Source organism: Sedimenticola hydrogenitrophicus (assembly GCF_025175675.1).
GTDB classification, from domain to species: Bacteria; Pseudomonadota; Gammaproteobacteria; order Chromatiales; family Chromatiaceae; genus Sedimenticola; species Sedimenticola hydrogenitrophicus.
On record NZ_JANIOA010000008.1, the window covers coordinates 102,905 to 127,697 of the forward strand.

Below are 24,793 nucleotides of genomic sequence, written 5' to 3' on the forward strand. Positions count from 1 at the left end.
GTGTCATGCTCCGGAAAATCCCATTATTCCCGAGCCTTAGGCATGGATATCGCACTGCTCAGAACTTTTCTGGAGGTGGCCAAGGTGCGCCATTTCGGCAAGGCGGCGGAGACGCTCTGCGTCACCCAGTCCGCCGTCAGCGCGCGCATCAAACAGCTTGAGTCGACCCTGGGCGTAGATCTGTTCATCCGCAAACGCGGCGACATCCAGTTGACCCTCGCCGGCAACCGGCTGCAGCGCCATGCCGAGACCATCGTCAAGGGGTGGGCGCGGGCGCGCCAGGATATCGCCATGGAGTCCTCACTCTCCGACTCCATTGCCATCGGCTGCATGAATGACCTCTGGGACATTCTGCTGAAGGGGCTATGCCTGCAGCTGGCCCATCAGGCCCCGGAGATGCTGCTGCAGGTGGAGATCCTGACCCGCGAGACCCTGGTGCAGCGACTCACCTCCGGTCTGCTCGATCTGGTGTTCATGTTTGAACCGCCGCAGATGTCCGAGTTGAGCATCAGCAAGGTGATGGAGGTCCCGCTGGTCATGGTCTCCTCCCGACAGGGGCTTTGCGCCGCCGATGCGGTACACTCCGGCTACACCCTGGTGGACTGGGGCAACAGTTTTGCCAGCCTGCACGCCGAATACTTTCCCGATGCGGCGGTGCCGATGATGCGCACCGGATCGGGCGGGCTGGCCTATGACCTGATCCGGCAACAGGGCGGCACCGCCTATCTTGCCGAACAGATGGTGGCCGGGGCACTGGAACAGGGCCAGCTGTTCCGGGTCGCGGACGCACCGGTGATCGAGCGGCAGGTTTATCGGGTCGTACGCCCCGAGAGCGAACACCGCAAACCGATCAGGAGCGCGCTTGCCTGTCTGCAGGCGGCGGGGGTCTGTTAGTTTTCCAGGTAGCGGGTCCATCCCGGGGAATGGGGTCGGAGTCACGCTGCCCGGAGCAAGAAGAATTTCCCATCAAGGGAATGGGGTCGGAGTCAAGCCGCCCGAACAAGAAGAATTTCGCTTCGCCGGTGCGCGGCTTGACTCCGACCCCGGTGTGGTTTCGCGGATTTATAAACGATATTCGACCCTGGCTGGCTCATCAGGAAGGCTGATGGGATGGGTTGAAGATACCGGTACGACGAGGCGCGTACCGGCATCGCCGAAATCAGAAAAAATCCGACTGTTTATCGGTATTCCTGCGGGGACTGCTGGGTTTGCGCGCACCCTCTTTGTCACGCATCGTAGAGCGCTTGCTTCTGCCCCCATCACTCTGTTTACGGTTCTTATGATGCACTTTATCAGACCATTCGCCGAGGTCGTCATCATAATCATCCCTATCGGAACGTCTACTCACTGTCAGATCTCCAACAAATATTGGCTAGAAATTGATGGTCAGGTGATATTTTTTACTGCGAAATGGATCGAAATAACAACTTAAAAATTTTATGGCATATTCAACGTGGCGGCCTGCTCCGGCTAATTAACCCTCTATATTCCAGGCCGGACGGGCGGCCAGACCGGCAGTTGGGCCGGCAAAACAGTCAATCAAAGCCATTGAAGTCGGGATCGCCCAACAGCTGTCGCAGCCGGCGCAGCTCCATTAGCTGCTCCACCCGGCGCCTTGCCTCCGGCGAACTCTTCTTCGTCTTTGATGAGATATATTCCAGATCGGACTCCTCCTCGGATTCCAGATCATCATCATCCAGAACATCATCTACCGTATTCATTCATGCCTAACTCACGCAAATAAAAGAGGCACAGTAATTACTCCCAGTGACCGGGAGAGGTAAAGTTAATATTTTTTGTCGTGAGGATGAAAATAATTGATCGATGGCCGCGCCATCGCGGCCTGCTTTCCGCGACCGGGGAGGTCCCATGACTGGGGCAATATCTAGCCGATGGGGTGACCCTGCTCCTCAAGCAGGCGGGTGATGAGCCCCATCCGCACATCGTCCCGGGGCAGCCGGGCCTTGACCACATAGCCACCACCGGGGGCCTCGGTCATGGGATTGCCGTGCTGGTCCTCCAGCGCATCCAGGATGAACTGCCGGTTACCGGCCGGTGTCAGCAACTCCAGCCGGTCACCCACGGCAAACTTGTTCTTCACGTCCAGCCACACCTTGCCCTCCCCGGCATCCTCGGCCAGCACCTCGGCCACGAACTGCTGGCGGGCGCTACGGGAGGAGTTATCCCGGTAGGATTGCAGCTCCTGGCTTTCATGGCGCTGATAGAAACCGTCGGTATAGCCGCGACTGGAGAGATTCTCCAGCTCGCCCATCAGCTCGGGACGAAACGGCCGCCCGGCGACCGCGTCATCGATCGCCTGCCGGTAGATCTGGGTGGTACGGGCGGTGTAGTAGTGGGACTTGGTGCGGCCCTCGATCTTCAGGCAGTCGACCCCGATCTGGACCAGCCGGTGAATATGCTCCACCGCCCGAAGGTCCTTGGAGTTCATTATATAGGTGCCCTGCTCATCCTCGAAGATCGGCATGTACTCCCCGGGCCGCTCCTTCTCTTCCAGCAGATAGACACTGTCGGCCGCCGGGTGGCGCGGCTGGCCCGACTGCGCCACCCCGGTCAGCTCTTCCCCCGCGGCGGTCTGCCCCACCTTGTACTCCCAGCGGCAGGAGTTGGTGCAGCTGCCCTGGTTGGCGTCGCGATGGTTGAAATAACCCGACAGCAGGCAGCGCCCGGAGTAGGCGATGCAGAGCGCGCCATGCACGAACACCTCCAGCTCCATCTCCGGGCAGGCCTGGCGGATCTCCTCCACCTCATCCAGGGAGAGTTCCCGGGAGAGGATCACCCGGGTCAGGCCCACCTGCTGCCAGAACCGGACCGAGGCAGCATTCACCGTGTTCTCCTGGACCGAGAGATGCACCGGCAGCTCCGGCCAGCGCTCGCGCACCAGCATGATCAGGCCGGGATCGGACATGATCAGGGCGTCCGGTCCCATGGCGACCACCGGCTCGATGTCCTGCATGAAGGTCTTCAGTTTCGCGCCGTGGGGCATCAGGTTGCAGGCCAGGAAGAACTGCTTGTCCTGATCGTGGGCCTCGGCGATGCCGATGGCCAGGTTCTCCTCCATGAAATCGTTATTGCGCACCCGCAGGCTGTAGCGGGGCATCCCGGCATAGACCGCGTCGGCGCCATAGGCGAAGGCGTAGCGCATGTTCTTCAGGGTTCCCGCGGGGGAGAGCAGTTCGGGTCGTTTCATGGGCTAGAGGAATATCAGCATCGTTCGTGGGGCCGGTGGGGCGAACTATAGCGCAGAGCCGGACCCAGGACCAAAGGAACATGACCCCGCATTTGACGAGGTAAGGGCTCGCGCAAGAATAATTTCGCAGTACCGAGGACGTCACTGGGCCATGTCGGCAAGGCACGCTTTGCAGGCAATGGCCGCTCCCGGCCATCGCATCCTCGGCTCCGTAAACGGTACATCCCTGTACCACTCCTCATGGCCTCCGCGGCATAAGTCCATCCATGGACAAACCTGTTCCCTTGCCAAAAAGCGAAACGCCGCCGACGGGGTCCAGTGGCGACCGAATACCGGAACTTATTTTTTCGCGAACCCTAAGCCGATACCGCCGGTTAAAGTCTCGCCCCCCGCGGCCGCTAATGCCCTGTACCCCTTTCAGCCCCGGCGTTATGGCATGAACTGCAGTCAAGAAATCAGCACTGAATCCACCAGGAGTATCACGGTCGGCGACATCATCAGCCGGAAGATTCTCAACTGTCCGCCATCGACGCCGATTATTGAAGCCGCCGCCATGATGTGGCAGGCACGCTGCAGCGCCATTGTCATCACCTACAACCAACTACCGCTGGGGATCTGGACCGAGGCGGACGCTCTGAAGCTGGACCTGACGGAGGATCAGCAGGCGGTCTATCAAGCGGTCTCCAGCGTCATGAGCCGACCGGTTAAGAGTATTGAACAGCACGCCACGCTGGAGAAGGCCGAACGGCTGCTGCAACTGGAACAGATCCGTCACCTGCTGGTCATCGACCAGGATGCCCAGCCGGTGGGTCTGCTCAGTCAGAGCGACCTGATCCGCGCCCAGGGCGTGGAGCACGATCTGCTGTTGCGCAACATCTCCACCCTGTTGAAACGGCCACTGGTCATCCTCGAGGCGCATCTGTCACTCAACCAGGCGATCAAAAGGCTACGCGAAGTCGGGGTCGATGCGGCGGCCGTTTTCTATGCCGACGATGCGCCCTACGGCATCTTCACCGAGCGCGATTTCCTCAAGACCATCGCCACCCAGTGCACCAGCGCCTGTGTCGGCGAGGTGGCCAGCCGCCCGCTGGTGATGCAACCGGACCACCTGTCGCTGATGCAGGCACGAACCATTTTCGATCAGCAGGGCTTCCGCCACCTCGGCATTACCGGCGCGGGGGGCAAACTGGTGGGTATTCTCTCCTTTTCCGAGATTCTCACCGGTATCGATCACCGGCACGTGGACGACCTGCGCAACGCCCTGCGCGAGCGGCGCATTGCCCTGGAGCATTCGCAGGAGAACCTGCACCTGGCGCAGCAGGTGATCAGGGCCTCCCGCGACGGCATCATGGTGACCGACGCCAGGGGCTTCATCCAGTCGGTCAATCCGGCATTCACCCGGATCACCGGTTACAGCGCGGAAGAGAGTATCGGCAACACCCCGGCGTTGCTCAAATCGGGCCGCCACGACGCCGCCTTCTACCAGCAGATGTGGAGCGCCGTGCACAGCGATGGCTACTGGGCCGGCGAGGTGTGGAACCGGCGCAAGAATGGCGAGATCTATCCGGAGTGGCTGAGCATCAACGTCATCCGCAATCATGAAGGCGAGATCACCAAGCTGGCGGCCATACTGTCGGACATCACCGACCGCAAGAAGAGCGAGGAGCAGATCAAGAACCTCGCCTTCTATGATGTGCTCACCGGCCTGCCCAACCGGCGCCTGTTCAATGACCGTCTCACCGTGGCCATCGCCAACGCCCACCGCCACGACCACCTGCTGGGGATCGTGTTCATCGACCTGGACCTGTTCAAGCGCATCAACGATACCCTGGGACACGGCGCCGGCGACCAGTTGCTGGTGGAGGTGGCCCGGCGGATCCAGAGGGAAATGCGCGAGGGCGACACCGCCGCCCGCATGGGGGGCGATGAATTCACCCTGCTGCTGCAGGAGATCGAGGACGCCGATGCCGCAGTGGCCATGGTGCATCGGATTATCGGCGCCATCGCCAAGCCGATTACCCTGGCCAACAACACGCTCTACATCACCGCCAGTATCGGCATCAGCATCTACCCCCACGATGGCAACAACAGCGAGACCCTGATCCGCAACGCGGATACCGCCATGTACCGTGCCAAGGATGACGGCAGAAACAGCTACCAGCTCTACACCGCCACCATGAACGCCACCTCCCTGGAGCACCTGGCGATGGAGAGCAACCTGCGCAAGGCGATCAAGGAGCGGGAGTTCACCCTGCACTACCAGGCCAAGGTGCTGGCGGAGAGCGGCCGGATCACCGGCGTTGAGGCGTTGATCCGCTGGCAACACGCCGAACTGGGCTATATCGCACCCGCCCTGTTCATCCCGCTGGCGGAGAATATCGGCCTCATCCCCGAACTGGGCGACTGGGTGCTGGAGACCGCCATCAACCAGTGCCGCGACTGGATCGGCAAGGGCCTGGGGGAGTTCCGTATCGCGGTCAATGTCTCGGCACGCCAGCTGATCCAGCCCGAATTCAGCGAGCGGCTGATCGGCATGCTACAACAGGCGCGGGTGGAGCCCCGCTACCTGGAGCTGGAACTGACCGAGAGCGCGGTGATGGAGCGTCCGCACGAAGTCATTCCCATGCTCACGGCCCTGAAGAGCCACGGCATCCATATCTCCATCGACGACTTCGGCACCGGCTACTCCAACTTCGGCTACCTGAAACGGCTGCCGATCGACAAGCTGAAGATCGATCTCTCGTTCATCCGCGATGTACCGACCAACCGGGATGACGCCGAACTGGTGGCGGCGATGATCGCCATGGCCCACAAACTGAGGCTGTCGGTGATCGCCGAGGGGGTGGAGAACCGGCAGCAGATCGATTTCCTCAAACAGCACCACTGCGACGAACTGCAGGGCTACTTCATTACCCGTCCCCTGCCGGCCAAGTCCATCGAGCCGCTCCTGATTGCCGGCACCTTCGCACTGGATCGGTGATCAGACTTCCGGTCTAGGATTGCGCGTAAAGTTATTGGGCCGCGGCTTTGTTCGGCGCCGGGTTTACAGTATTCTCCCCATTCAGAACAACGACTACCCCACAACCTTTGTAGCACCGGGCAGATCCATGAGCAGCCGACAGACCCCCTTTGCAGATGATGCCGCCATCGTGGTACAGGCCCTGGCCGACTACATCCGTGAGTCGGCCGGGCAGGCGGCCCCGGTGATCCACCAGGAGTCCCTGGAGCGCTTGATCGATCAACTCGATCTGCGCCGACACCTAGCGCAGGGCGACCTGAGCGGAGAATCCCTGAAACGGTTCGTCACCGACTACCTGGCGGCCACCACGCGCCTCCACCATCCCGGCTTTCTGGCCCATCAGGTGGCCGTGCCCCACCCCACCGGCGCGCTCGGCTCGCTGATCGACGGCGCCACCAACAATGCCATGGCCATTTACGAGATGGGTCCGGCGGCCGCCAGCATCGAATACTTCATGGTCAACTGGATGCTGGAAAAAATCGGCTGGCGCGGGGTGCCCAGCAACCGCCAGCTCGACCCGCAGTCGCTCCACGCCGGGGGCGTCCTGACCCATGGCGGATCGCTGGCCAACCTCACCGCCTTGCTGGCGGCACGCAGTGCCCGGGTGCCGACGTTCTGGAAGAGCGGCAACCCCGGCAATCTGCTGGTGCTGGTGCCGGAGCAGTCGCACTATTCGATGAAACGGGCGGTGGCCATCCTCGGCCTGGGCGAGGACAACTGTCTGACCCTGCCGGCCGATGCCGACGGCCGGGTGCTGCCCTCGGCGATGGAGCGGCAGATTAGCGAACTGCAATCCCGGGGCAAGCGCATCATGGCCATCGTCGCCAACGCCTGCGGCACCGCGGCCGGGCTGTACGATCCGCTGCCGGAGATCGCCGCCATCTGCCGCCGGCACGCCATCTGGCTGCATGTGGACGCGGCCCACGGCGGCGGCGCCCTGGTGTCGGACAAGCTGCGCCACCTGCTCGCCGGGATCGACCAGGCCGACTCGGTGGTCTGGGATGCCCACAAGATGATGTGCACCCCCACCGTCTGCGCCGGCGTGCTGGTACGCGATCACCGCCACCTGGACCACGCCTTCGAACAGGAGGCGAGCTACCTGTTGCACGCCAAGGACCAGCCCGGCTTCGACTTCATCTCGCGCACCGTGGAGTGCACCAAGGCGGGGCTGGGACTGCGCCTGTTCATGACTATTGCGGCGATGGGCGAGCAGGGGCTGGCGGGACATGTGGAGGGGCTGGTGCAGCGTGCCCGGGAGGCGGCCGAACTGATCACGGGCCGGCCCGGGTTCGAGCTGGCCATCCGCCCCGAGACCAATATCCTCTGCTTCCGGATCGACGGGGATGATCACATCCAACTGGAGATCCGCCGCCGGCTGCTGGAGCGGGGCGACTTCTACATCTCCTCCACGCTCTACAAGGGCCGTCGCTGGCTGCGCCTGGTGTTCATGAATCCGGCAACCAGCCTCAACGACATCCGGACACTGCTGGATGAGATAACCGATATCCACTCGCGGATCGACTGAAACCGAGCGGCACCGGTGGCATAGCGCCGACCTGGGTGGCCGGTCCTCCTATCCGGTTACGCCAGGAGAGCTGCCGATGCCGAATAACTACTCACCGGTCTCATAAGTGATTGGCCTGCCTTGCCGGCCTCACACGACGGCTTGTCTCCTCGAATCGGCCAACAAGGCAGGCCAATCACCCCGTGAGGTGTGACGGTCCCAATTCAATTAGTCGCCTTGATGGCCGCTTCAACTTCCGATTGGAGCGTCGCCGACAGCCCCTTATCCAGGGCCAGTCTGAAGTGCTTTTTCGCCTTCTCGTGATCACCCAGATCCCGCAGGGTCAGCGCCAGATGGTAATCGGCGCGTCCCGAATCGGTTATCCCGTCGGCCGCTTTGCTCAATGCGGTCTGGGCACTCTTGAGGTCGCCACTACGATACAACGCCCAACCCCAAAGGTCCTGGATATACGGGGCATCCGGCAGTTCGGCATACACCTTCTCCGCCAGATCACGTGCTTTCTGGATATTCTGATTCATATCCAGCAGGTTGCTGGCCAGGTTATCCATGGCCGCCAGGTAATTGGCATTCAACGCAAGGGCCGCTTCATATTGCCGATTCGCCATATCCAGCTGTCCGGCCGCCTGATACAGCGTACCCAGTTCGTAGGCCAATACCGCCTTAGTCGGATTCACTGCGGCACCCTGTTTCAGAATCTCTATGGCCTGGGAAAGTTTACCCTGATCAAACTGGACTCCGGCCAGGGCGATCCAACCTTTTTCACCGCTGGGATTTATGTCGATATACTGGCGCAGATAGCGAGTGGCGAGTGCGTAGTTCTTCTCTGCACGTGCCGCTTCCCCCCCGAGCAATAGGGCCGGCACATGCGGTTGCGGTCGATCAATCAAGGCGGCCAGGGTCTTCTGCGACGCCTGGATCCGTCCGCTTGACGCCTGCAGATCAGCCAGCCCGTATAAAAAATCATCATTATCCGGATATTTCCGTGTGGCCCGTTCCAACACATCAATGGCATAGTCATTCATGCGTTCGTTCAGCAACACCGGAATCATGACCTGGAGGATACGTGCGGTGTCGGCTTCATCGACGATTTTCAACGCCAGCTCATATTCATCCATGGCCTTGATCACCTGCCCGGCCAACAAAAAGACCCTGGCCAGTCCGAACCGGGCATGGGCCTCGGCATCCGGTACGCGTTCCATCAAGCCTCGCGCCGCCGCCTGGGCCGCTTGTGTATCCTTTGTCACTTCCGCCAGACCCATCTCCAGCTGAAACAGGTTCAACGGATTGCCCGCAACCAGCGGCCGCAGCGACGCGTCCCACTGCGCGGATTTCTTCGTTTCGCCCAGAGCCGCGTAGGACAGCGTCAGATACAGGGCCGCCTGAGTGGGATAGCGTTTGTTTGCAAGCTTGTCCGGGGACAACACCGGCGACAACAGATCGATAATCGCCCGGTAGGCCTGTACCTGTTTATAGTTGCGGGCCAGATCTATATGGTAATCCTTCAGCCCGGCGATCTGGGCCGAAGGAAGCTTCTCCAGATAAAAAATGGCCTCCCGCGTGTCGCCCGACTGCTGCGCCAACCAGCCCAGATAGCGGTTGGCCAGGTTATCGTCCGGGGTTGCACGCACCACCTGCTGCAACAGTGTTCGGCCAATCTTAACGTCCCCGTTGAGAATCTTGGTTACACCATATTTGGTGATCACATCCGCCTTCACCGGAGGAAGTGCCATAAGCCGGCGGAAGGCCTCCTCGGCGGCCTTGAAATTTTTCATCATCATCAGGGAGATACCCGCCAGCTCAAGGGCATCCTTATCCTTGGGCCGTTGTGCCAGAATTCTGGCTATCTGAACATTTGCCTCCTGTTGCTTGCCCGCCTGGATCAGCTGCACAATCTCCTGCAACTGACTGTCACGGATAATCGCCGGATTAGTGATGCTCAGCGAATCAATTGCGGGGGTTTCCAGGGATGACGATTGTTCAATGGTGATGGCATGGCTCACCGGGGCCATGGATAACATGAGTACTACGCCCATAAACAACCGCAACATGTTGACGTCCTCTTGTGTGGTTCGATTCATCCCTACTGGCTGACGCCAAGGGAATATTCCAGGCGAATGGCTTCCGCATGGGTGTTATTCCACATCAGGCAGAGCACCTGGGACTCCTGGACCCGGTATCCCTTCATGTCGGGCGTGCTGCCGACCAGAGACGGACCAAAAAGATAAATGATCCTACCCAGCGTCACGTCATGGTAGTGGACATTGAACTCGACATCCACGCTGGCATCGAATTCATAGTGTAACTGCTGGTTTGCTCTCACCAGGAGACACTCTTCATGCATCTTTCCCGGCATTATGGTTTTTTCAACCAGTTCCCCGCCCGCCCGCTCAATGGCTGAATGCTGGGCGGGATAGGCGAACAGGCTGATCAGCGCTCCCGCCATGAAAACCGTCGCCTGACTGCCACGCCAAGCTGCCATTGGATTATTATTATTGTGAGACATGTGTAAAAATTATAGTCGGGAATTTTTATTGGACCAGCCAAATCCCGCGCTTCCGCGAAGCATCTGTATCTGATATTAAAAAGGGACCCCATAAATGGGGTCCCCGGGGTTTGCTCAACCAGGCATCGGATATGCAGCCTGATCAATCCCGCCCACGCTGATTGAATCGCCAACCCAGTCCGGCCAGGCCAATACCCAACAGGAACAGCGTACCGGGAATCGGAACACCGGGTGGCGGGGGCGGCGTCTGGCTACAGAGCGGATCACTCAGACTGTTGCAGAGATTGATCGTCAACAGGCCGAAATCACCCACACTGGCGGAATCAAAGGCGCGCGCCTGGATGAGGTACTGTCCCGGCGCATAACCGGTGGTATCCCAGCTCAGCAGTTGAGTCGCCGTATTAAAGGTCGGCAACGCGTTGATGAAGCCCGCGCCGAGCACCAGCACCGGATCCCAGGTTCCCGGCGGGCCGAGCAGGGCGCCGTCTTCCGGGTCGGTGGCGGTGAAGGTATGCAGAATGGGTCCGGGACCGACCAGGGCATTGATCACCATATCATCCACCATCGGTGCCTGGTTGGCGGCGGCATCCACGCCGTCGAACATCCAGTCGAACTCCACCATGGAACCGTCACTGGCGATAATGTTGCCGCTGAAGGCGGCGTCGGCACCCACATTCTGTCCACCCAACGAAGTGTTGTCGGTGATCTGGGCGCGGTTGGCATCACCGATAATGGTCATCTGGCCGGTGGTGGTGTTGACGGTGAAGCCCGGCACCTGCGAGTTGATATTCAGATTCAGGTCCTGGTTGTAGCTCAGGGCCAGGGCATCCGGAGAGGTGGCGTTGAGCCCCTGAGAATAGTCATTGCCGGCGAGGCGACTCACCTCGGGCTGAATGGTGCCGAAATCGAAATTGATCGGCGCGGCATCGTTACCGTCCCAGTTGATGGATGAGTTGAGATCCCAGGAACTCTCAATCCAGTTGGCCAGGCTGCCGGCGGTGGCCACCCGGCAGCAACTGCCCGCGGTGATATTCAGGACGCCCTGGGTGACATTGCTGATATCGACGGTGTAGACCGTGGTCTGCTTGTCATAACGCGAATCCGAGGTGTCCGTGACTGCACTTTGAAACGTCATGCCACCGACACCGGTGACCGTCGGTGTATTGGACTCGACAGTGTTCTTGCGCCAGAAGGTGGTCTGCACAACCGTCAATATGCCGTTTTCAATCGTTGGTATCATGGCGCCGCCGCGGAAATGGGACGCCTCCGCGGTGATGGCAGCGGTCCCCAGCGAGGCCGCGATCGCCGCGCATGCCAGGGTTTTGCGAAATGTCTTATTCATTATCTCCCTCCGGGATTACCCTTTATTACGCCGTTTCACTGAGCCGCATCGGAAGCAGCCATAACCGATAAGACGATTCCTGGATAATCCAGAAATTCCTCGATGCGGTTATCTTAAGCATTTTTGGTGCCATTGATTCTAATGCGAATACATCGCATTGTTTTTCAATGTAATTAAGCAGTTCATACTATGTTTAAATTCTTTATTGCGAGTTCACATTGTAAAATTTGCCGACAATGGACTCCCTAGGCTTCAATTGCGCAACCACGGCGTGGATACCAACCTCGATTCCGTGGTAATCCAGCCCTGTCCCGTACCGGCTTTGTTGGCGGCGGACACCATCCACGAACCGGAGCTCACAAGCACCTGGACACCTCAAAAACAGTTCATCAGCGAGGAGAAGACAAACAATGGCTGAAGGAGCGGCGCTCCGGCGTGCAGCGGGCCAGGTGGAACCCGCTCGACAAGGAACGCGATCTGATCCGGGTGCATATTGATCCGGTTCAACTGGATTCGAAGGAAGATGGACGCATCGTTTGTCGGACGGAGCGCGTGGATTTCCGCGGCAAGGCTCTCTTTAATGACCGGCTCGGCCGATGGGTGTATAAGGAGGCAAACGGCGAGGGACCATGCTACCGGCGATCATCGATATTGAAGCTTCCGGGTTCGGGCGTGACAGCTATCCGATAGAGGTGGGCGTGGTGCTCCCTGACCGGCGCAGTTTCTGTCATATCATCCGGCCGGCAGCGCACTGGACCTTCTGGGACAAAAGCGCTGAAGCGGTGCACGGCATCTCCAGGCGACTGCTGCTGGAGAAGGGTAGACCGCCCGCTGAAGTGGCCGACACGCTGAACCGGCTGCTCGGTGGCCGCACGCTCTATACCGATGCCTGGGGTCATGACATCTCCTGGATCGGCAAGCTCTATGAGCTGGCAGGGGTACCACAACTGTTCACCCTGGACAGTCTGCGCAGCCTGATCAGCGAACAGCAGGTGGCACTCTGGCACCCCACCAAGGAACAAGTGATCCTGGAGCTGAACCTGACCCGTCACCGCGCCAGCACCGACGCGATGATTTTACAGGAGACCTTCAGGCGCACCCATGGCATCTGTGGCGAGGGTTGATCCGGCTACCCGTCCAACACGCCACAGACAGCGCCGCTTCGGCAACCTGGTAAAGAGACGCGCCCACCCGCCTGCCCGCCGGGTGAACGCCGCATCAACCACAAACACGACACAGGCAGCAGAATGCAATGCGACCTTCCGACCTGATCCAGGCCCTGGCCGTGGTGGTTATCTGGGGATTCAATTTTGTGGTGATCAAGGTCGCGGTGACGGAAATCCCGCCGCTGGCCCTGACCGCGTTGCGTTTTGCCTTTGTCGCCCTGCTGGTCGCACCCTTTTTCCGCCCGACCCGCGCCCAGTTCAGCAGTATTGCCGTACTGGCCGCGGTGCTGGGCTTTGGCCATTTCGGCATGCTGTTTATCGGCCTGCGTGGTGCCGATGCCGCCACCACCGCGCTGATGATCCAGCTCGGTATCCCGTTCAGCGTCATCCTCTCCACCCTGCTGTTCGCCGACAGCCTGGGCCGGGTGCGTATCCTCGGCATGGCCCTGGCCTTCTCCGGCGCCGCCCTGCTGGCGGGCGAACCAAAGGGCGGCACCCCCCTGGCGCTGCTCGCGCTGCTGGTCTCGGCCTTCTGCTGGGCCTGGGCCAACGCGCTGATCAAACGCCACAGCGAGATACACCCCCTGACGATCATCGGCTGGATGAGCCTGCTGGCCATTCCCATCCTGACCGGCGCCTCCTGGCTGTTTGAATCCGGACAATTGGCCGCCATCCAGTCCGCCCGCTGGGCCACTTGGGCGGCCCTCGGCTATATCGTCATCGGCTCCTCCATCGTCGCCTACTATCTCTGGTATCGGCTGATCGCCCGCCTCAGCATCAACCAGGTGGTACCGTTCTCGCTCCTGGCGCCGCTGATCGGCGTGGCCGCCGGCATCCTGATCCTGGATGAGGCATTTACCCTGTACAAGGCCATCGGCGGCACCCTGACCATCGCCGGGGTCAGCCTGATCGAGCTGCGCCAGGCGCGGCGGCGGAAGCAGGCGCTGACATCCGATTCCTGACCGCCGCCAACCGCGGGTTTTGCCGCGCAGTCGCTTGACGGGTGCAATACTACCGGGATCACAGACAGCGGGGATGAATTCCTTATACTGGCCCCTCATTTCAGCGGACGTCGCCTATGTTACGGACAGCACGAGAGTGGATTCTGGCCTTTGCAGCGGCCACTGCCGTCCTGCTTGGTTCGGTGCTGGGAGCGGCTGCGGCGCCGGCCGGCACCCAAGCGGCAGGAGAAACCCCGTTCCGTACCCTGGCCGCCGCGGTAGCCCAGGCCGGTCGGCTGGAACGCTACGACTTCGCCACCATCGCCCTGAACGAATTGGTCGCCGCCTACGAGAGCAGCTATCGGGAGAGCGCCGACGAGCAACACGACAAACCGAAGGCACGACTGAAACTGGCGCGCTGGAGAAGGGAGTCGCAGGCATTTATCGATCAACTCAACGTACTGCGGGCCGCGGTCAGCGATCAAAGCCTGATTGAGATTGAATCCAACCAGTCCGGTCCGCTGCTGCTGTTCATTGACAATGTCCCGGTGCTCATCAGCGGACCGGAAATCGCCAGGGCCGGGCTGATGGAACAGCGAATTATGCAAGGCTACTGCCTGCTGCATGACTGCGCGCGCTACCACGCCACCCCGCCCACGCCAGTGCTTGCCGAGGTGCCCCGGGTTCGCGGCGGCTGGCACCTGCAACACCGCCAGGGGGCGATCTACGAGACCGCGGACGGGCTGATGTTTGTATTTCGCACCCTGGAGGACCGGGTGGAAAAACAGGCACGTTGCGAGGCCATCGCCGCTGATTTACGCCTGCTCGTCGGCCACCTCCAGACCGCACGCCAGGCCGGACATGCCATCGACTGGCAGCAGCTGAGCATCGCCACCCTGCAAGACGGCATCACCGAACAGATCGTCATCAATGCCGCCGGGGTCTACCTGAATATGGATCTGGGATTCTTCGGCAACGGCAAGGAGCTGCTGTCGCCGTTTCGCGACTGGGTCCGCAAGCGGGTGGCCGGGGAGCCGGCCAGCGTCGTCATTACCGAGGCGGAGCAATTGATCCGCTAACGCGATACACCTCAACCGCCCCCGAACAGGCTCTGCCGCAGCGACCGGGCCATGCCGGAGAGCTGCGATTCGGCACGACTGCTCTCCATGATCTCCGGCCACGCCAGGTGGGCCAGGTGAAAGGCGCTCTCCCCGTTCTCGACGTCCACCAATCGGAAGATGACGATGGACTCGCCCTTCAGGGAGCGACAGTTGATCAGCGACAGGGAGAGGCCGGCAAACCAGGCCGCCGTCTGCGCCATCAACGAGAGTCGCCGGTCACCCTGAAACGGCGGGGTGTGGGAAAAGTCGGTGATCAGCGCGCTCAGCTGTTCCGCCAGGTTGAGCAGCTCTTCACCTTCGGTGTGTTTCACGCGACGGGTTATCTGTTCCAGGCTGGAGCGCTGGATCACGGAGAAGAGCAACAGCCGGGTGTGATCGTCGTAGATATAGATGGAGGTCCCGCCCACAGCATCCGCATCGAGCCGGGTCGGCATCCATCCCTTGGTCAGCAGTTTTTGATCGTAATCCTTCCTTGCCTTGTATTTGCAGAAATCAGCGACGTTGCCCATTGATACACCTCAGGTGACCGCTTCATTACCTTAAGGGTAGTTTAACCCCCCGGGAGTAACAAGCTTCCTTTGGAATGATTATCCGATCGCCAGGGGTCTCCAATTTAATATTGCCGGGGTAACTACTCACGGGGTGATTGGCCTGCCTTGTTGGCCTCACACGATGGCTTGTTTCCGCGAATCCAGCCTCATTTTCAGCGCCTGCCCAAGCCGCTCCCGGCCATCCCTGGCCTTCGCGGCATAAGTCCTTCCCTGGACAAAACTCGCTTCGCTCAAACAAGGACAGGCTTGACTCTGAAAAAGGGGCCGGATTCGAGGCGCCATCAAGATCGGCCAACAAGGCAGGCCAATCGCTTATAGACCGGGTGAGTAGTTACTTGCCGGGTAAAGCTGTTTCAGTTTTGTAGGGTGAGGAGTGGTACAAGGATGTACCGTTTACGGACCTGAGGATGGCATGCGCTGTCGCTTGCCCACCCGACAAAAGTATTTTATCAAATTGAAGTGGTACTCAGGCCATCGACTGGTAATAGATATTCTGTGGATGCTTGGCCTCGGCAAAGAAGTACCAGCGCTCGGCAATCAGTCCCAGGTACTGCAGGGCGAATGCGGCGATCGGCAGCGAGGGGGACTCCAGGCTGTAGGCGCTGGCAATCAGCGCCACCGGCAGCGGAAACACCGCCAGCAGAAAGAACCAGCGGATCAGTCGCAGCGCCCCCGGGGTGCGGCCGTGGAAAAACTCCCGGGTATTGAAGGCACCCCCCATGAAGCCCTGGCTCAGCTGTTTCATATTGGGATGGCGCACCCCGATCGCGGTGCGCAGCCCGTACCTGTTGCGTAGCGCCCGGTTACGCGCCAGGGAGGCGCCGCGGGAGCCGGCACCGAGCAGGGTGAAGACCATCGCCCAGCTACTGAACAGGGGGACCAGGTCGGCGCCGATGTAGGCGGAAAATGCCGCGGCGAACATAAAGCCGGAGGCCAGCCCGAGCAGGGTGTAGTTGAGCACCGTCAGCGGGGTGTGCCACTCCTGGAGAAATTTGAGGCTGGCATAGATCATGGCGGTGCAGACGAACAGGGCGAAGGCGACGATACTGGCCAGCAGGCCGATGATCAGGGACAGATCCACCGGCAGGGTCTCCGCCACCAGGAACAGCGGAGCGGTCCAGCCGAAGTAGTGCACGACGCCATAGAGGAACACCAGCAGCATGAACAGCGGCAGCACGATCACCTCGCGCGACAGCCAGGAGGTGCGCCACTGGGTGACCGCGCGCCAGGCACGCTCCGGCCGTCCCAGGTGAAACACCGAGGCAACCAGGCCGAGGAGCAGGAACAGCAACGACAGGAGACTGCCCACGGCGTGGAAGCCCTGGCTCTCCTGGACCGGTATCAGGTCGGCCAGGGCGTACACCTGGCCGGTGAACAGGGCCAGGAACAGACCCTGTCCGATACCGATCAGGGTGGTGAGAAAAATTACCGAAAATGCCGGATGCATCGTTTTATCCTATTTCCTGATTTGCTCTTCTGCCGGCCCGCAATCCGTAGGTTGGGGCGAGCCTGCGAACCCCAACATGGCGCATTGACCGGACCTTCTTTCGTTGGGGTTCGCTCCACTCACCCCAACCTACGTGTGACACAGTCCTCGTTCCCATGCTCCGAGACTGTGAAAGAATTGCCAAATGACGCGAAAAGGGGGGTACCCAAACCCTTCCCGAGATGGCGATCGCCTCTCTACGGGCTTCTCAGGCGGTCAATTTTTTTGCCGCGTTGATCAGCCTGAATACTTTCACAGTCTCTCCGCGTGGGAATGCATACCCAACGCGTAAGGTAGGCGCGTAGTTCTGAGCCCACCTCATTCCCGTACCGCACCGTCCGCGTGGGCTGAGCTGCAGATTTTTCGTCATTCCGGCGCAGGCCGGAATCCAGGAATACCGCCACCATTAAGCAGGCTGGATCCCGGCCTGCGCCGGGATGACGGTGGTTCTTGGCTTAAGTAAGTGCCATTCGGGTAGACACTAGTCTGAGCCCACCTCTTCCCATGCCACACCGTCCGCGTGGGCACAAAAAACGTGCCCACCCTACCGACGATCCCGTCCTCGTTCCCGCGCTCCGCGTGGGAATGCATACCAATTACCAGGCCACATCGTCCAGGGTATCGCCCTGCTCGATCGGCATCTCCACCTCTTCCTTGCGCAGCGGGTTATCCGCGCGGATCAGCTCGTCCTCGTGGATCTGCATCTGGCTGCGACGCCGCGGCAGGTAGTGGTTGGCCGGCTGGGTACCCCACTCCGGCTGCAGCTGGTAGCCGCCCTGTTCGCGGATCGCCACCGAGGCGGCCGAGTCGGGATCGTGAATATCGCCGAAAATGCGCGCCGAGGTGGGACAGGCCAGCACGCAGGCCGGCTTGCGCTCCGACTCCTGCAGGGTCTGGTCGGTGACCCGATCCACACACAGGGTGCACTTCTTCATCACCTTGTTCTGGGCATCGATCTCGCGGGCGCCGTAGGGGCAGGCCCAGGAGCAGTATTTGCAGCCGATGCACTTGTCGTAATCCACCAGCACGATGCCGTTGTCCGCGCGCTTGTAGCTGGCCCCGGTGGGGCAGACCGGCACACAGGGCGGATCCTCGCAGTGCAGGCAGGATTTGGGAAAATGGATGGTCTCAGTATGCGGAAAACAGCCCACCTCGTAGGTCTGCACCCGATTGAAGAAGACCCCGCTCGGATCGGCGCCATAGGGGTTCTCGTCCGGTAGCGGACCGGCCCAGCCGGAGCTGTTCCACTCCTTGCAACTGGTGACACAGGCGTGGCAGCCGACGCAGACATTCAGATCGATAACCAGTGCCAGTTGGCTCATACCTTGCTCCCCTTCTTCCTGCCCGGTTTTTTGCCCAACTGGCCGGCAAAAAACGCCTGCCAACGGCCGCGGCGAACCTTCTGGCCCGGCAGGGGTTTCATCACGCTGAACTGGGGTAATGTCAGCGCCGGTTCATCCGCGCCCGCCTTGTAGATCTTCACCCGCACGTCGAACCAGGCCGCCTGGCCGGTGACCGGGTCGGAGTTGGAGAGGTGTTCGCCCGACTCGCAGGGCGGCAGCTCCTCCGGGATCAGGTGGTTGAGCAGAAAGCCCTTCTGCGACTCGTTGGCGTTGGGCGCCAGGCCCCAGGCGCCGGCCGCCTTGCCGATGGCGTTCCAGGTCCAGACCGTGCCCGGCTCCACCGCCTCGGAGTAACGGCACATGCAGCGCACCTTGCCGGTGGGCGACTCGACCCAGATCCAGTCGCCGTCGTCGATCCCCTTGGCGTGCGCCAGGATCGGGTTGACGAACAGATAGTTATGGGTATGGATCTGCCGCAGCCAGGCGTTCTGGGAGTCCCAGGAGTGGTACATGGCCATCGGCCGCTGGGTCAGGGCATTCAATGGATACTCGTGGGTATCCACCAGGCGTGACAGCAGCGGCTCGCTGTAGAACGGCAACGGATCGAAGTGCATTTCGATACGCTTGCGCAGCCGCTCCGGCGGCTGGCGCCCCTTACCCTTACCCTGGGCGGCGAGGCGGAACTTCTGCAGCACCTCGGAGTAGAGGTGAATGGTGATCGGCTCGGCGTAGCGGATCATGCCGTGGTTGCGCGCCCAGTGCAGGTAGCCCTTGTTCCAGTTGCGCATGTACTGGTAGGACTTGGGCAGCTTGTAGTGGTAGTAGCAGTCGTTCTTCTGGTACATCTCCCACTGCCGCGGGTTGGGCTCGCCCTTGAGGAACTTCTCGCCGCCCTTGCCGCGCCAGCCGGCCAGAAAGCCGATACCGGAACCGGGCGAGGTCTCGTAATTGGTGATGAAATCGGGATAGTCGCGGTATTTGCGCTCGCCCTTCTCATTGATGAACGCGGGCAGCTTGAGGCGGCTGCCCAACTCCACCAGCACCTCCTGGAACGGCTTGCATTGACCGGTGGGCGGCACCACCGGGATACGCACCGAGTCCACCGGCCCCTCGAACTCGGAGATCGGCCGGTCCAGCATGGAGAGGGCGTCGTAGCGCTCCAGGTAGGTGGTATCGGGCAGCACCAGGTCGGCGAAGGCCACGGTCTCCGACTGGAAGGCGTCGCAGACGATCAGGAACGGGATCTTGTACTCGCCCTGCTCGTCCTTGTCGGTGAGCATGTGGCGGATCTGCTCGGTGTTCATGGAGGAGTTCCAGGCCATGTTGGCCATGAACAGCAGCATGGTATCGATGGAATAGGGGTCGCCGCGCCAGGCGTTGGTGATGGCGTTGTGCATCAGCCCGTGCACCGACAGCGGGTACTCCCAGGAGAACGCCTTGTCCAGGCGCACCGCCTCGCCCTGCTCGTCGACGAACAGGTCTTCCGGCTTCGCCGGCCAGCCCAGCGGCATGCCATCCAGCGGCGTGTTGGGCTTGACCGCGTCGGGTGAATTCGGCGGCTTGGGGCAGGGCGGAATCGGCCGCGGGAACGGCGCCTTGTGGCGGAAGCCGCCGGGCCGGTCGATGGTGCCGAGCAGGGTCATGAGGATGCTCAGGGCGCGGATCGACTGGAAACCGTTGGAGTGGGCGGCGATGCCGCGCATGGCGTGGAACGCCACCGGGTTGCCGGTGATCGACTCGTGCTCGTTCTCCCAGCTGTCGGTCCACTGGATCGGCAGTTCGATCTTCTGGTCGCGGGCGGTGACGCCCATCTCGTGGGCCAGGCGGCGGATGGTGGCGGCCGGGATACCGGTAATCCCCTCGGCCCACTCCGGGGTGTACTCCTCCAGCCGATCCTTGAGCAGCTGGAAGGCCGGTTTCACCTTGGTGCCATCTTCCAGCCGGAACGACCCCAGCAGCCGGGGCTCGGTACCAGGGGTGTGAGTGGAGATCTCCTTGTCCAGATCGCGATCCCACCAGAGCTTGTTCTCGGGATCGAAACAGCCCTCCTCCACGTGCATCTCGAAACGGGAGAAGAGACCGTGATCATCGCGCCGGGGATCGTCCACCACCAGTTCGGCGGCATTCGAGTACTGGATCAGGAATTCGCGATCGAACAGGCCCTGGTTGATCAGTTCGTGATTGATGGCCAGGATCAGTGCGCCGTCGGTGCCCGGCTTGATCGGCACCCACTCGTCGGCAATCGCCGAATAGCCGGAGCGGATCGGGTTGATGGAGATGAAGCGGCCGCCACGCCGTTTGAATTTCGAGATGTGGATCTTCAACGGGTTGGAGTCGTGATCCTCGGCGGTGCCGATCATCACAAACAGCTTGGCCCGCTCCAGGTCCGGCCCACCGAACTCCCAGAACGAACCGCCGATGGTATAGATCATGCCGGCCGCCATGTTGACCGAACAGAAGCCGCCGTGAGCCGCGTAATTGGGCGTGCCGAACTGCTTGGCGAACAGACCGGTAAGGGCCTGCATCTGGTCCCGGCCGGTGAACAGGGCGAACTTCTTCGGGTCCTCGGCGCGGATCCGCGCCAGCCGCTCGCTGATCATCTCGAACGCCTGTTCCCAGGAGATCTCCTCGAACTCGGAGGTGCCCCGCTCCGCACCCTGCCGCCGTAACAGGGGTTTGGTGATACGCGCCGGCGAGTACTGCTTCATGATGCCGGAGGAGCCCTTGGCGCAGATCACCCCCTGGTTGTGGGGATGGTTGGGGTTACCCTCGATGTGGCGGATCTGGCCGTCGCGCAGCGTCACCCGGATACCGCAACGGCAGGCGCACATGTAGCAGGTGGTGGTCTTGACCTCCACACGGCCCAGGTCGTTGTCGGATTGGGTGGTTGGATCTTGCATGGGCATTCCCGAATTCAAGGTATGATAAAAATCATTAATTAATCTTATTCTAATATTCGCTTTGTTGCGCTGCAACTGCAGGGTTGTTTATGGAGACATGGAGTGAGTGAATGGCCCAAAAGGATTTACCCTACCTTATAATTCATGGGTTTATGGAACGAATCAGCGGACACGGAACAGGGATTTAGCATAGCGGGCGGAGTCAAATGGCACTTACTTAAGCCAAGAACCACCGTCATCCCGGCGCAGGCCGGGATCCATATCCACCAATGGTGGTCGCTTCTCTGGATTCCGGCCTGCGCCGGAATGACGATCCACTTACTTTCACGGGAATAGACTGCCTAATTAAGTGCCATTCAGGTCAGAGTCAAATTTGATCAAGGAAATGGGACATTTTATACGCCACTGTCCATCAAATTTGACTCCGACACCATCACGCATTCCCGGCAGATTGGTCACGCATCCCCTGCAGACGTGGTTGTGCGCCACAGGCCTAATAAGGCACCTGGGGACCACGCCAATCTGGTCCGATCGGCCTCGCACGGGCAATGGCAGCATCGGCGGAACCCCAGCCCTCACAACGGGTAGCCCCCTTACGACCCCGCCAGAAGTTGAGCCACCCCTTGCACAGGGCGTAGAAGTGGAAAAAACGCAGCGCCATACGACGCTGGCCGGATCGCAGCGGCTCGCGGCTGCAGATCAGCTTGTCGTCATACATGAAGCGCTCCGAAAGCCCGATCGCCCCCCAGGCCCGTACCCGGGTATGTGTTCCAAGGGGCAGGCGGGGACCCAACACCACCGCGTCCAACAGATCTCCCTCCCCGCCGATATAGCCGGGAACACTACCGTAGTTGAAGGGGCACGGCAGTGGCGACACAAAATCAATATGCCCGCTGCTCCCACGCTTGAGAAAGCTGCCACGGGGGATCTCTATCACTACCTCCACCTCGGGAGGGTCCGCGGAAGGGTTCGCGTGTCGATTTTCAAGTGTTTGCATACTTTAGAGGATAGCGGATATCCCCTGGCCGACAGGCCTGCCCTCGAGGCAGGTGACACTGAAGTGGCCTCAACCGGTCCGTGCCGGTTGCTAGTCGTCTGGACTACTGCTTTAGATCAAGTACAAATCGGATCCGCTGAACTACCCTGACCTTGAGACGGAACCTATTCAGGAGTAATCATGCAGGCCTTGCAAGGGGGTTACAACTATCTGCTGGTAGCCCTTTCCGTCATGGTAGCGATTGCATCCTCCTTTGTAGCCCTGACCAGCGTCACCCGGATCTATGCAACCACAAACCGCAAATGGGACGTCATCTGGATCGCGGCCTTTGGGCTCAGCCTGGGGTCCGGTATCTGGGGCATGCATTTCATCGGCATGCTGGCATTCCATCTGCCGATCCCGGTTCACTATGACACCAGCCTGACACTGCTCTCCCTGATCCTGGCGGTAATCGTCTGTTCCCTGGCCGTCATTCCCATCCGTTCAGGCCAGGCGATCAATCCGGCAAAAGCGGTTCAGCTGGGCGCCATCGTGGGCTCCGGCATAGCCGGCATGCACTACACGGGCATGGCCGCCATGGTGCTGAATGCGCGCATGCAGCACGACTTGCCCATCGTCCTGCTGTCGGTGGTCATCGCCGTGGTAGTCTCGTCCATCGCCCTGTTGCTGATCAACCACTTCCGTGGTTCACCGACGTTCCACCAGTTGCGGCTGAAAATCATCGCCGCCATCATCATGGGCATTGCGGTGGCATCGATGCACTACACCGCCATGCTGGGGGTGGATTTCTATCCGGCCGGCGTTGACACAACTTTTACAGATTACCTCGACACCGACCTGCTGGCGGCCATGGTGATCGTCATTGTCTCACTGATCCAGGGCGGCATATTTACCACTACCCTGCTCGATGAATCCCATGAACTGACGATCAAGCGGGCCGAAACGGCCTCCGCGCTCTATGACGTGCTGGCGGTTGCCCATGGTGGCAGGCCGCTACGGGAAATCCTGGACAGATCGCTCAACATCATTCTCAACGTCCGCTGGCTGGCGGTGGAATCCAAGGGGAGCATTTTCCTGACCGATCGGTCCGAGAACAGCCTGGAGATGACCGCTTCACATAATCTGGGGGCCGCGCTAATGGCCAAATGCGACCGGGTTGATTTCGGCACCTGTCTGTGCGGCATGGCCGCACAGCAACGGCAGACCGTATACAAATCTGGATTGGACCATGACCATGCAACGCAGCTATCCGGCATGCAGCCACACGGCCACTACTGCATTCCAATACTGGACAAGCAACGGACCCTGGGCGTGATCAATCTCTATGTCAAACATGGCCACAAACAGTCCCCCGTCGAGGTGCAGTTCCTCGAATCCGTATCGAACGCACTCGCCAGCGTGATCAAGCAGAAACAGATGGAGCAGGCGCTTGAACAGATGTCCTATGAGGATCCGCTGACCGGCATAGCCAACCGCAGGAAATTCAAGGACACCATCGACCGGGCGGTGAAACTCAGCACACGCGGTGGCGACGGGTTCGGCTTGCTGCTGATTGATCTGGACCGGTTCAAACCGGTAAATGACCGGTACGGCCATGAGGTGGGCGACCGCCTGCTGATCGCCGTCTGCCGGAGAATCCAAAAATGCCTGAGGGAGACGGATCTGCTCGCCCGGATGGGTGGTGACGAGTTTGCCGTATTGCTGGATTTCGTCAGCGGCCGGGAGGCCATTCGGCAGATTGCCGACAGGATCATGAGCGCCCTGCTCGAGCCCTTCCCTATCGACCAGCATGCAATTGAAATTGGCGCCAGCATCGGTGCCTGCATCTTTCCGGCACATGGCAACACACCCGACGAACTACTCAAGCAGGCCGATGTGGCGCTCTACCTGGCCAAGGAGCGGAGATCGGAAGTTCGCTTCGCCCAGGAGGCAGCCAATACCCGCTAACCGACCGGCCACCCTGGCTAGGAGCCTAAGTGGCGCGGCTAATTGATTTGTGTATTCCGGATGAGCTTGCCTACCCGAAGGCCGACTGGCATTGGCGCATAGCAGCCGTTGGCTTGGATATGTATGAAAGTCAGTTATCGACATGAAGCGGACGCTCGTCTTGTGGCTGTTCAACAAGGTCGTCGGCTGATAGACTCAGGTATATTAAGGAATGAGCTTCTATGGGCGGGATGCGCGGGCTATATAAACAGCATTAAAGGGTAGTCAGTGGCAACAGGATTAAGCTCAAAACTTACGGGGCAAATCGGTGAGCACCTAGTAACCGCCGAGTTAGGTCGAAAGGGCATTATTGCAACGCCATTCTCCGGCAACGTTCCCGATATAGATATTCTTGCTCATGCCAACGGTGTCACAGGCCATATACAAGTTAAAGCAATTAACAAAGACTCTTGGCAGTTTGATATCCGGAAGTTCCTAGATATTGAGGTTACCTCGAAAGGGCAGAAGGTTTTGGGGGTGAACCAAGAGCTCGATAGGAAGATCATCTGTGTTTTCGTGTCTCTCGGCGAAGCGCTGGGTGATGACAAGTTCTATATCTTCCGGTGGGGTTGGTTGCAAGAATACTTCTTTGAACGCTACAAAGGCAGAAAGGCGCCGAAAAACATTAACTCGTTCCACTGTGCTATTTGGGAGCGAGACATGGGAGGGTGCTTAGATAAATGGAAGCTGATTACAAGAAAATTC

19 protein-coding genes are annotated in these 24,793 nt (G+C 60.2%); 9 read left to right on the forward strand and 10 right to left on the reverse strand.

Features of this window, described 5'->3' with window-relative positions; genetic code table 11:
* The first annotated feature begins 42 nt into the window (after positions 1-42).
* Together NPX02_RS06620 and NPX02_RS06625 are read left to right on the forward strand one after the other, a co-directional pair.
* Positions 43-894: a LysR family transcriptional regulator gene (locus NPX02_RS06620; RefSeq protein WP_260292662.1), complete on the forward strand. Its 852-nt coding sequence runs from the start codon at positions 43-45 to the stop codon at positions 892-894.
* A 211-nt stretch (positions 895-1,105) separates the two neighbouring features.
* Positions 1,106-1,432, forward strand: coding sequence for a hypothetical protein (locus NPX02_RS06625; protein ID WP_260292663.1), 327 nt, complete (start codon positions 1,106-1,108; stop codon positions 1,430-1,432).
* Between the two features lie 103 nt (positions 1,433-1,535).
* On the opposite strand, the gene NPX02_RS06630 is transcribed toward NPX02_RS06625, so the two are convergent.
* The gene (locus tag NPX02_RS06630) at positions 1,536-1,721 is read right to left on the reverse strand and encodes a PA3496 family putative envelope integrity protein (RefSeq protein ID WP_260292665.1); all 186 of its coding nucleotides are present in this window, start codon (positions 1,719-1,721) and stop codon (positions 1,536-1,538) included.
* Between the two features lie 164 nt (positions 1,722-1,885).
* Positions 1,886-3,208, reverse strand: a complete 1,323-nt coding sequence (trhP, locus tag NPX02_RS06635; protein ID WP_260292666.1) for a prephenate-dependent tRNA uridine(34) hydroxylase TrhP — start codon at positions 3,206-3,208, stop codon at positions 1,886-1,888.
* Positions 3,209-3,644: 436 nt separating this feature from the next.
* Between trhP and NPX02_RS06640 the strand changes: the two genes are divergently transcribed.
* The gene (locus NPX02_RS06640; protein ID WP_260292667.1) at positions 3,645-6,188 is read left to right on the forward strand and encodes an EAL domain-containing protein; all 2,544 of its coding nucleotides are present in this window, start codon (positions 3,645-3,647) and stop codon (positions 6,186-6,188) included.
* A 127-nt stretch (positions 6,189-6,315) separates the two neighbouring features.
* Complete coding sequence (locus NPX02_RS06645) at positions 6,316-7,752, forward strand: pyridoxal phosphate-dependent decarboxylase family protein (protein WP_260292668.1); 1,437 nt, start codon at positions 6,316-6,318, stop codon at positions 7,750-7,752.
* A 203-nt stretch (positions 7,753-7,955) separates the two neighbouring features.
* Here NPX02_RS06645 and NPX02_RS06650 read toward each other — a convergent pair whose 3' ends face one another.
* From NPX02_RS06650 to NPX02_RS06660, 3 genes are all read right to left on the reverse strand, one after another.
* Positions 7,956-9,800, reverse strand: coding sequence for a tetratricopeptide repeat protein (locus tag NPX02_RS06650; RefSeq protein WP_260292669.1), 1,845 nt, complete (start codon positions 9,798-9,800; stop codon positions 7,956-7,958).
* 32 nt (positions 9,801-9,832) lie between these two features.
* Positions 9,833-10,231: a hypothetical protein gene (locus NPX02_RS06655; protein ID WP_260292670.1), complete on the reverse strand. Its 399-nt coding sequence runs from the start codon at positions 10,229-10,231 to the stop codon at positions 9,833-9,835.
* A gap of 166 nt (positions 10,232-10,397) precedes the next feature.
* A complete protein-coding gene (locus tag NPX02_RS06660) occupies positions 10,398-11,597 on the reverse strand; it encodes a PEP-CTERM sorting domain-containing protein (protein ID WP_260292671.1) in 1,200 nt (399 codons plus the stop codon).
* 629 nt (positions 11,598-12,226) lie between these two features.
* On the opposite strand from NPX02_RS06660, the gene NPX02_RS06665 reads away from it, so the two are divergent.
* The 3 genes from NPX02_RS06665 (at position 12,227) to NPX02_RS06675 (ending at position 14,783) form a co-directional block, all read left to right on the forward strand.
* A complete protein-coding gene (locus tag NPX02_RS06665; RefSeq protein ID WP_260292673.1) occupies positions 12,227-12,721 on the forward strand; it encodes a 3'-5' exonuclease in 495 nt (164 codons plus the stop codon).
* A 128-nt stretch (positions 12,722-12,849) separates the two neighbouring features.
* Positions 12,850-13,725, forward strand: coding sequence for a DMT family transporter (locus tag NPX02_RS06670; RefSeq protein ID WP_260292674.1), 876 nt, complete (start codon positions 12,850-12,852; stop codon positions 13,723-13,725).
* Positions 13,726-13,841: 116 nt separating this feature from the next.
* The gene (locus tag NPX02_RS06675) at positions 13,842-14,783 is read left to right on the forward strand and encodes a hypothetical protein (RefSeq protein ID WP_260292675.1); all 942 of its coding nucleotides are present in this window, start codon (positions 13,842-13,844) and stop codon (positions 14,781-14,783) included.
* A gap of 11 nt (positions 14,784-14,794) precedes the next feature.
* Here NPX02_RS06675 and NPX02_RS06680 read toward each other — a convergent pair whose 3' ends face one another.
* From NPX02_RS06680 to NPX02_RS06700, 5 genes are all read right to left on the reverse strand, one after another.
* On the reverse strand, positions 14,795-15,334 hold the full coding sequence (locus NPX02_RS06680) for a hypothetical protein (RefSeq protein WP_260292677.1): 540 nt from the start codon (positions 15,332-15,334) through the stop codon (positions 14,795-14,797).
* 508 nt (positions 15,335-15,842) lie between these two features.
* Positions 15,843-16,823: a dimethyl sulfoxide reductase anchor subunit family protein gene (locus NPX02_RS06685; RefSeq protein ID WP_260292679.1), complete on the reverse strand. Its 981-nt coding sequence runs from the start codon at positions 16,821-16,823 to the stop codon at positions 15,843-15,845.
* Positions 16,824-17,458: 635 nt separating this feature from the next.
* Positions 17,459-18,184: a 4Fe-4S dicluster domain-containing protein gene (locus tag NPX02_RS06690; protein ID WP_260292680.1), complete on the reverse strand. Its 726-nt coding sequence runs from the start codon at positions 18,182-18,184 to the stop codon at positions 17,459-17,461.
* Positions 18,181-21,105, reverse strand: a complete 2,925-nt coding sequence (gene soeA, locus NPX02_RS06695; protein WP_260292681.1) for a sulfite dehydrogenase subunit SoeA — start codon at positions 21,103-21,105, stop codon at positions 18,181-18,183. Before soeA ends, NPX02_RS06690 begins: the two co-directional genes overlap by 4 nt.
* Before the next feature lie 493 nt (positions 21,106-21,598).
* Positions 21,599-22,042, reverse strand: a complete 444-nt coding sequence (locus NPX02_RS06700) for an inorganic diphosphatase (protein ID WP_335342299.1) — start codon at positions 22,040-22,042, stop codon at positions 21,599-21,601.
* 240 nt (positions 22,043-22,282) lie between these two features.
* On the opposite strand from NPX02_RS06700, the gene NPX02_RS06705 reads away from it, so the two are divergent.
* Positions 22,283-24,049, forward strand: a complete 1,767-nt coding sequence (locus tag NPX02_RS06705; protein WP_260292683.1) for a sensor domain-containing diguanylate cyclase — start codon at positions 22,283-22,285, stop codon at positions 24,047-24,049.
* Between the two features lie 267 nt (positions 24,050-24,316).
* Positions 24,317-24,793: hypothetical protein (locus NPX02_RS06710; RefSeq protein WP_260292684.1), on the forward strand; the 477-nt coding region annotated here is incomplete at its 3' end.